Genomic DNA, 1,170 nt, shown 5'->3' on the forward strand with positions numbered 1-1,170 from the left:
ACGTCCTGCAGAAATTCGTCACGTCGAAGTTCCAGGCGTTGACGGACAAGATTTCCGGCCTCGCCAACAAGCTCGGCGTGCCGGATGCGCTCAACATGGGCGAAGGCAACATGATCATCGGTGTCGGCAAGAACAAGGCCGAAACCGTGATGGTCAGTTCGACCGAAATTGTAGGGGCCGCTAAGACGACGACCGTTGGCGGCGGCTACCAATTGACTGTTGGCGGTGTGAAAAACGAGAGTGTTTCTATCGGATCGTGGGAGGAGGTCGGGCAAACAAAAGTGACCGTAGTCGGACACAAATATGAGATCGTTTGCGGCAAGTCGCGCATTTTGATGGAGCGTGACGGCACGATCACACTCGAAGGTGTCAAGCTGATCATCAATAAAGAAGAAAGAATGACTGTCAAAGCAGGGAAGATCGAGCTGAATTAAGGAGCTTCCAGCCATGATGAAGCTTATGACAGATGAGTGGGTTGCTGCCGAAATTGAAAATAAGACCATTCGTAATGCCAAGAGAGAAGAATTTTGGGACAGTCTTGATGTAATCCGTGCGCGCGATATCAGCGAAATCGACATTCCGCATTCCGATCGGCTTGATAATATACGGAGTCTTCTGGGTAAAACAGGAGATAAATTGAATGACAAAGAAACATTAAACGTAATTGTTGAAGCATCGGCGCTTCTCGAACAAATCGCCCCCGGAGCCTCTGAGTTTTGTGGGACGGTCATCCCGCTGGCCATGAGAGACCTGACTGTTTTTGCGAGAAACAAGTTTTTTCAGACTAACGTTATTCCGATCTATAATTTGACGAGAATGGACTAAGAATGGCTAGTCCAGGTGCAAATCCTGATATTACTGTCGATGAGGGGCACTTACAGAACAATTGCTCCTATTTTGCGCATGTCGAGAGCCATCTATACCAATATGTCGCGTTGTTTCGACTGATTAAGGAGCTCGCCGAAAGCGAAAAGGCCAGAGAAGAGTTTTGGCAGGGCTTCATGGACAGCTCTTTCGGCCATCTCATTCGATGGGATGTCCTAATACCACCGGGCATTGATCAAAACCCGTGAGCCCAATCACGCATGCCGATTGAGATGATTTTCCACGGCTGGTCGACGAGTTTGTTCCAAGCGTCACAGCAGTGGGCGAGGATGTCATCGTAGTCGA

2 protein-coding genes and 1 pseudogene are annotated in these 1,170 nt (G+C 49.1%); all 3 read left to right on the forward strand.

All coding sequences use genetic code 11. The features are described from left to right. Positions 1-434 (forward strand): annotated as a pseudogene (locus tag J1C48_RS18725) (type VI secretion system tip protein VgrG); the annotation flags it as partial. A gap of 13 nt (positions 435-447) precedes the next feature. After that, on the forward strand, positions 448-825 hold the full coding sequence (locus J1C48_RS18730; protein ID WP_207259517.1) for a hypothetical protein: 378 nt from the start codon (positions 448-450) through the stop codon (positions 823-825). Positions 826-827: 2 nt separating this feature from the next. Continuing rightward, positions 828-1,073 (forward strand): hypothetical protein, encoded by a 246-nt coding sequence (locus tag J1C48_RS18735; RefSeq protein ID WP_207259518.1) that lies wholly within the window; start codon positions 828-830, stop codon positions 1,071-1,073. Positions 1,074-1,170 lie beyond the last annotated feature (97 nt).

It is taken from the genome of Jiella flava (assembly GCF_017349315.1).
GTDB lineage: Bacteria > Pseudomonadota > Alphaproteobacteria > Rhizobiales > Rhizobiaceae > Jiella > Jiella flava.